The 7383-nt window shown below is 30.9% G+C and carries 3 protein-coding genes; 1 reads left to right on the plus strand and 2 read right to left on the minus strand.

The window, feature by feature from the left end:
• Positions 1 to 1712, plus strand: a 1712-nt coding sequence (locus tag ACR0QS_RS09055; RefSeq protein ID WP_432633118.1) for a class I SAM-dependent DNA methyltransferase, incomplete at its 5' end; no start/stop codon positions are given.
• A 17-nt stretch (positions 1713 to 1729) separates the two neighbouring features.
• Here the strand turns inward: ACR0QS_RS09055 and ACR0QS_RS09060 are convergent.
• Both ACR0QS_RS09060 and ACR0QS_RS09065 read right to left on the minus strand, forming a co-directional pair.
• A complete protein-coding gene (locus ACR0QS_RS09060) occupies positions 1730 to 4486 on the minus strand; it encodes a TreP protein (protein ID WP_432633119.1) in 2757 nt (918 codons plus the stop codon).
• A gap of 51 nt (positions 4487 to 4537) precedes the next feature.
• Positions 4538 to 7315: a TreP protein gene (locus ACR0QS_RS09065; protein WP_432633120.1), complete on the minus strand. Its 2778-nt coding sequence runs from the start codon at positions 7313 to 7315 to the stop codon at positions 4538 to 4540.
• Positions 7316 to 7383: the final 68 nt, after the last annotated feature.

The raw sequence follows: 7383 nt of genomic DNA on the forward strand, positions 1-7383 counted from the left end.
AATTAAAAGAATTTCATCAAAAAATTGCGAAATTAAAATTTTTAGACCCTGCCTGCGGATGCGGAAATTTTTTAATCATAGCCTACAGAGAGATTAGAAAACTTGAAATAGAAATATTAAAAATTTTATATACTAAAAACATAGAAGAAGAGGGCGAGGTTTTCGATATAGAAACCATGTCTTTGATAGATGTCGATAATTTTTACGGAATAGAAATAAGCGAGTTTCCCGCAAAAATATCGGAAGTGGCTTTATGGCTAATGGACCATTTAATGAATATGGAACTTGGAGCTGCATTCGGAAGATTATTTGAAAGAATTCCGTTAAAGAAATCCGCGGTTATAAAAAATGAAAACGCGTTAACTTATAATTGGAATAATATAATAAATCAAAAAGAACTTTCTTATATTTTGGGAAATCCTCCTTTTGTAGGCGCGAGAATGAAATCGCCCGAACAAAGCGCCGAAATGAAAACGGTATTTAATAATATGAAATCCTGCGGAGATTTGGATTATGTTTGCGCTTGGTATAAAAAAGCATGCGAGTTTATTAAAGGAACTAAAATAAAAGTCGCTTTCGTTTCCACAAATTCTATAACGCAGGGAACTCAAGTCGGTATTCTATGGAAATGTTTAATAAATAAATACGGAGTTCATATACATTTTGCCCATAGAACATTTATGTGGTATAACGAAGCGAAAGGCAAAGCTCATGTTTATTGCGTTATAATAGGTTTTGCCTGTTTCGATACGGATAAAAAAAGACTTTTCGATTACGAGGATGTAAAGGGCGAACCGCATGAAGTGAAAGTTGAAAATATAAATCCGTATTTGGTAGATTTTAAGAATATTTTTATAAACAGCAGAACCGAGCCTATATGCAAAGTCCCTAAAATGCATATAGGAAATAAACCCATAGACGATGGAAATTATTTATTTAGCAAAGAAGAGATGAAACAATTTATAAAAAAAGAACCTAATTCTAAAAAATATTTTTATAAATGGACTGGTTCAAAACAATTTATAAATAATCAAACCGACTATGTTTTATTAGCTTCAAGAATTCCTCCGCATGAATTAAAAAAGATGCCTTTAGTAATACAAAGAGTTAAAAATGTAATGGAATTTAGAAAAAAAAGCGACAGCGAACCGACAAGAGAAATAGCCGAATACCCGACAAAGTTTCACATAGAGATATTTCCTAAACATAATTATCTGCTTTTTCCGAGAGTTTCGACTTCAAGAAGAAAATATATTCCAATAGGATTTATGAGTAAAAAAATTATAGCGGGAGATTCCTGTTTAATAATAGAAAACGCGAATCTTTATTATTTCGGAGTTTTGACTTCAATAATGCATATGACTTGGACTAAATATGTATGCGGAAGATTGGGAAACGGCTATAGATATTCAAAAGATATAGTTTATAATAATTTTCCTTTTCCTATAAATCCTAATAAAAGCATAGCGAAGAGAATTGAAAATAAAGCTCAAAAGATTTTAGATATAAGGGGTAAATATAAAGATTCTTCTTTGGGCGATTTATACGACCCTTTGACTATGCCAGCGGATTTATTTAAAGCTCATAACGAACTTGATAAAGCGGTTGATTTGGCTTACGGAAAAACGAATTTGAAAAATGAAACCGAAAGAATGAAATTTATATTCGAGTTGTATGAAAGTTATATTAATCCGCTTACTTATAAGAAGTGATTATATAAAAAATTTATTTACCATGACATTTGAAGCCCGAAGCCAAAATAAAAATCATTAAATGAAATTTTCTTAAAACCTTCGATTTTATTAGGCATTTTTAAAGCCAAAAGTATAAAAGGTTCGCCCGTTATTATATTGTAAGAAATAATCGGAATGCTTGCCTTTGTTCCAATTTTTAATCCGACAGAATGCATATAATCTTTATCGAAATAAGCGAATCTATAGGATAGCGATGCAAAAAAATTATCAAAATAAATATGACTTAAATTAAATTGAGAATCGACAAATCCTAAAAGTTCTATGTCGCCCGCTAAAAAATAATTGTCCGAAAGATTTTTTGAACGAGAATATGCATAAAATTCCGCTGGAGCGCTTACATATTTTGTGCCGAATACTTTTGAAGTTCCGTCAAATGAAACCAATCCGCTTGAAACATAAGCTCCGTAAAAACTCATTCTTATCGGAATAAATCTCGTTTGAAATTGCGAATTAAAATCCAATCCGAATCTGTTATATTTCACCGAATACATAGGATATAAAGAAATTCTTATTAAATCGTCTCTGTAAGGTTTATCCGCCCTCGTTTTAAAAATAAAAGAAGCCTGCAAAGTCGTCACAAAAGTCCATGAATCGTATTTCCACTTGAACGCGCTCGATATATAATTTGGAATCGTATCTTCCGAAAATAAAGCTCCGTATAGAATCGGGCTTAAATAAAAAGAAACTTTATCACTTTCGGTGTAAAGTCTAAACTCCATGTCAATCGAACTACTTAACTGCCAATAATTATAATCCGAATAAACTACTTGACTGTCGAAATTAAAATTCAAAGGATATAATAAACTATAAGAAGTTAATGAAAATTCCGTCTGCAAAAATAACGAAGGAATATCAAGCCCGAGCCAGAGATTGCCCGAATTTTTGCGTGAAGGAGAAGCCAAATAAGAAAAAATTCCAAATCCGTTTATAAAATATGGAAAAGAAGTATTTATTTGAGGAAGCGGCGCCCAAGTTGCGAAAGGTTTTATATATTTAAATTGATTATATTTTCCAAATTCCATTTCGGGAGTAAAATTATACTTTTCTATTGTTTTTGAAACGAAAGAAATATTTTTTATTTGAGGCTGAATCGTTTTATCGAATTTCATTAATCTGTCATGCTCCGAAAATTTGCCTTCATAATAAATCGAACCTTCCGCATAAACGGGAGCTAAAATTCCGCCCGAAAAATCTTTATCATAAAGTTTTATATTATTTACCGTTAAATCCAATTCTCCCAATTTATAAAATCTGTCGTTATTATTATAAGAAAATAAAATTTTGCCGTTCGAGTTTTTTAAATATTTGACATAATTTAAAGTGTCGTCTTTTGTTTCCACATATTTCAAAGTTTTTGACTGATAATTAAAAATTGCAATATATCTTTTTCCAAATTCGGATACTATTAAAGCTATATTGTTTTCGTCAATAACGGTTGGCGAAGAATAAGAAAAATTATCGTTCGCTTCGAGTAAAATTTCTTTATTATAGTTTTCGTCAATATAAACTAAAACTGCATTATGCAAATCTTTTCCAATTCCGATTATTCCGTTTTTGAAAAATCTTGCAAATTGAATATTCTCCCATTTTCTTTTTGTTCTTTTCTTTTTCTCCAAATCGTATTCTTTGACAATGTATTTATAAAGTCCCGCGTTATAAGTAAGAGATACGAATAAAGCTCTTTTTCCGTCCGAAGAAATATCTAAACTTTGGGAAGTTCTGTCAATGTAGAATTCCAATTTCAAATCTTTTTTTTCGTTATTTCCGTTTCTATTTTGTTTATACGAATAAAGCGCTCCGATATTATTGTCTATATAATAAACTTTGTCGCCGTAGGAATGCAAATCGCCAATATAAGTTTCTTTTTCGTTAACTCTAAACTCCTCGCTTGGACTCACATTTTCGAGAGTCAAAGAATTTTGAAAATCGCCCCAAACTTCAATAAAATTCATTCCGTAAACTTTTTTAAACGCTCCGTAAAAACCCGAATTATAAATTAAAAATGAAAAAGATAATTTTTTTCTCATTACATTCCATAATTCGTTATATTTTTCAATTCCGAATCTTTCCTGCAAATATTTTGAAAAAAGTCCGCCGTATAAATAATAAGAATCGGAAGGTCTTTTACTCCAAATATCGCTTAATTGTATCGGAGTTTTAAATTTTCCTTCGTAAATATCCTGCCTCAATGTCTGCTTTACAAAAGGGTCGTTCGCTCTTCCGAATCCTTTATAACTTTCCATACTCACGCTTATTCCTTCGAGCATAAAAATCGGAGTATTGAAAAAAAGCATTGAAGCCCAATTTCCCAATACTTTTGTCGGATTGCCCGCGTTTTCGGAAGCGAGACTTAATAAATGAGTGAGTTCATGAATAAAAGTTCCTTGAAAATTATCGGAGTCCAATGTTTCTTCGGTTTCAATCGTGTCGAATAAAACCATCGCTGGATAGGGTAGTGGAGTCGCCCAAGAGTTAAATATGTTCATGTCGGATGTTATTGTAATTGGGATTTTTCCGTCAACTTTGCTATTTAAAATAGTAGAATATTCTTCATAAATTCCGTCCGCAATTTTCGCCAATTTTTCCGCGGTTCTTCTCGATTCTATTGGAAAGATTATTTCAAATTTTTCGGTTTGTATCGTATATAATTTTCTAAAAGGTTTGAAAACGGCATTTTGCGAATAAGATAATTCAAATATTATTAAAAAAATAAATATAATAAATTTATTCATATATAAATGATAACAGAATTTTTTAAAATTACCAATGAAATATAAATAAAATTACCAAGACATTTGAAGCCCAAATCCAATATAAAAATCGTTAAAAGAAATTTTTTGAAAATCCTCGATTGTTTTTGGCATTCTCAAAGCGAGCATTATATAAGGTTCTCCTTTTAAATTAAAATATCCGATTGGAATTCCCGCATCCATTCCAACTTTCAAAGCTAACGAATGCATATAATCTTTATCGTAATAAGCGAATCGATAGGACAACGAAGCGAAGAAATTATCAAAATAAATATGGCTTAAATTATAATTAGCGTCAATATATCCTAAAAGTTCGATGTCGCCCGCTAAAAAATAATTGTCCGCAAGATTTTTTTGAACTGCGTATGCATAAAACTCTGGAGGAGCGCTCACATATTTTGCGGCAAATATTTTTGAAGTTCCGTCAAAAGAAGCGATTCCGTTCAAAACATAAGCGCCGTAAAAACTCATTCTTATCGGAATATATCTAGTTTGAAATTGAGTTATAAAATCCAAACCCAATTTATTATAATTTGCCGAATACATTGTATATAAAGCCATTTTTATCAAATCGTCTCTGTAAGGTTTATCTGAATTCACATTGAAAGTAAAAGAAGTTAATAAAGTTGTAGTCAAACTCCAAGAATTATATTTCCACTTAAAAGCGCTTGAATTATCGTTTGCTCTCACATTTTCCGAAAATAAAGCCCCGCTGATTATAGGAGAGATGCCAAAATATACTTTATCGCTTTCGGTATAAATAGGAAATTGCATATTTATAGAACTTCCCAATCTCCAATATTTATTATATGTAGAGTAAATTACTTTGCTGTCGAAACTAAAACTTAACGGATATAATAAACCGCTAGAGCCAAAATTTAATTCGGTTTGTAAAAATTTTGAAGGAATATCGAATCCCAGCCATAAAGTTGCAAAATTATCTAAAGAAGGCGAAGCCATAATGGATAATATTCCGAAACCGTTTACTTTATATTCATAACTATCGTTAATTTGAAAAAACGGAATCCAAGATGCCCAAGGTTTTGCATATTTAATCGGATTATATTTTTTAAGTTCCATTTCTGGAGTAAAATTATATTTTTCTATCGTTTTTGAAATTAGCGAAATATTTTTTATTTGAGGCTGAATCGTTTCGTCAAATTTCATTAATATGTCATGCTCCGAAAAATTGCCAATATAATAAATCGAATTTTCCGCATAAACGGGAGCAAAAACTCCGCCCGAAAAATCTTTATCGTAAAGTTTTATATTATTCGCATTTAAATCCAATTCTCCCAATTTATAAAATCTGTCGTTATTATTATAAGAAAATAAAAGTTTGCCGTTGGAATATCTTAAATATCTTGCAAAATTTAAACTTTCGTCTCTTGTTTCGACATACCTTAAAGTTTTTGTTTGATAATTGAAAATTGCAATATGCCTCTTTCCAAATTCTGAAACTATCAAAGCGATATTATTGTCGTCAATAACCGTTGGCGAAGAATAAGAATAATTATCGTTCGCTTCAAGTAAAATTTCTTTATTATCGTTTTCGTCAATATAAACCAAAACCGCATTATGCAAATCTTTACCAATTCCGATTATTCCGCCCCTGAAAAATCTTGCAAATAGAATATTTTCCCATTTTCTTTTTGTTCTTTTCTTTTTCTCCAAATCGTATTCTTTTGTGATATATTTATAAAGTCCAGCGTTATAAGTTGTGGAAACTATTAAAGCTCTTTTTCCGTCCGAAGAAATATCCAAACTTTCGGAAGTTCTGTCGATGTAGAATTCCAATTTCAAATCTTTTTCATTATCTACGCTAATTCTATTTTGTTTATACGAATAAAGCGCTCCGATATTATTGTCTATATAATAAACTTTATCACCGTAGGAATGCAAATCGCTAATATAAGTTTCTTTTTCGTTAACTCTCAATTCCTCGCTCGGACTCACATTTTCGAGAGTCAAAGAATTTTGAAAATCCGCCCAAACTTCAATAAAATTCATTCCGTAAACTTTTTTAAATGCTCCATAAACGCCCGAATTATAAACTAAAAATGAAAAGGAAATTTTCTTTCTCATAACATTCCATAATTCATTGTATTTTTCAATTCCAAATCTATCTTGCAAATATTTTGAAAAAAGTCCGCCGTAAAGATAATAAGCTCCAGAAGGTTTTTTACTCCAAAAATCGCTTGCCTGTATCGGAGTTTTAAATTTTCCTTCGTAAATATCCTGCCTCAATGTATGCTTAATATAAGGGTCGTTCGCTCTTCCAAAACCTTTATAACTTTCAACGCTTACCGTAACTCCTTCAACCATAAAGAGAGGAATATTGAGCCATTGAAGAGTAGCCCAGTTTCCTAATACTCTAGTTTGCGCGCCCGCGTTTTCCGAACTCAAACTTAATAAATGGACAAGCTCATGAAGAAAAGTATCTGCCAAGACATCTACCATGTTATATGTCGCTTCGTTAACGCCAGCGGAATCGTATATAGTTATAGAAGAATATTGAAGTAGAGAGCCAGCGTAAGCATTAAATATATTTACATCGGGAGTTATCGTAACGGGAATTTTTCCATTTACTTTGAAATTAACTTCGCTATTTAATAATTTGGAACATTCTTCATAAATTCCGTCCGCAACTTTCGCTAATTTTTCCGCAGTTCTTCTCGATTCCATTGGAAAGATTATTTCAAATTTTTCGGTTTGTATCGTGTATAATTTTCTAAAAGGTTTGAAAACCGCTACTTGCGAATAAGATAATTCAAATATAATTAAAAAAAGCAATATAATAAATTTCTTCATTTTTAAAAATAAAATCATGTAAAATTTCTATCAATTATAAATTTTTATATATATTTTTCAAGTATTAT

Source organism: Brachyspira sp. (assembly GCF_050873525.1).
Classification (GTDB): domain Bacteria; phylum Spirochaetota; class Brachyspiria; order Brachyspirales; family Brachyspiraceae; genus Brachyspira.

Excerpts from the sequence above, each read along its gene's own strand:
- ACR0QS_RS09060 (WP_432633119.1), bottom strand. The coding sequence starts at position 4,486 with ATGAATAAATTTATTATATTTATTTTTTTAATAATATTTGAATTATCT.
- ACR0QS_RS09065 (WP_432633120.1), bottom strand. The coding sequence starts at position 7,315 with ATGAAGAAATTTATTATATTGCTTTTTTTAATTATATTTGAATTATCT.